The organism is Aurantimonas sp. A3-2-R12 (assembly GCF_036016755.1).
Classification (GTDB): domain Bacteria; phylum Pseudomonadota; class Alphaproteobacteria; order Rhizobiales; family Rhizobiaceae; genus Aurantimonas; species Aurantimonas coralicida_A.
Genome location: NZ_JAYXIH010000153.1, coordinates 1 through 536, shown reverse-complemented (window position 1 = coordinate 536; position 536 = coordinate 1). Strand labels below are relative to the sequence as shown.

The 536-nt window shown below is 62.1% G+C and carries 1 pseudogene; it reads left to right on the top strand.

The window, feature by feature from the left end:
- Nucleotides 1-301: 301 nt before the first annotated feature.
- Nucleotides 302-427: pseudogene (locus tag VSX60_RS22505) on the top strand (ATP-binding cassette domain-containing protein); the annotation flags it as partial.
- Nucleotides 428-536: the final 109 nt, after the last annotated feature.

Sequence of the window (536 nt, the reverse complement as noted above, 5' to 3'; positions counted from 1 at the left end):
GCTCAAGGAACAGCGGCTCATCGAGCTGGTCGATTCACGCGATATCCGCATTCTGCGACGACGGGCTCTTCTGGAGATCGGTGCATGACGATATGCGCTCGCGATCACGTTCAGCGCAATGTCCGGCTAAGACGCGGGCTTCCGCGAGCCCGATGCGCCGCTCGGCAACTGGAATTGACGGAGGTCAACGTGCCGAGGCCGCACGACCAATAAGCTGGCCAGCATGTCCAGCGTCACTCCAGTCTTCCAGATGTAGGGGGTCACCAAGGTCTACCGGACCGGCGGCGTCGAGGTCTGGGCCTTGCGCGGCGTCGACGCCGAACTCGAGGCCGGCGAATTCGTCGTCATGCTGGGTCCGTCCGGCTTGGGAAAGTCGACACTCCTCAACATCATGGGAGGACTCGATCACGCGAGCGCCGGCCGGGTGAGGTAGTGTCCGCTTTGATGGTGGAAAATCGGACCTCGAATGGTGTGACGGAAGTGGCCACCGGATTGGCCGGCTAAGGTGGAGTTGCGAGACTTCAACCTGACCGGAG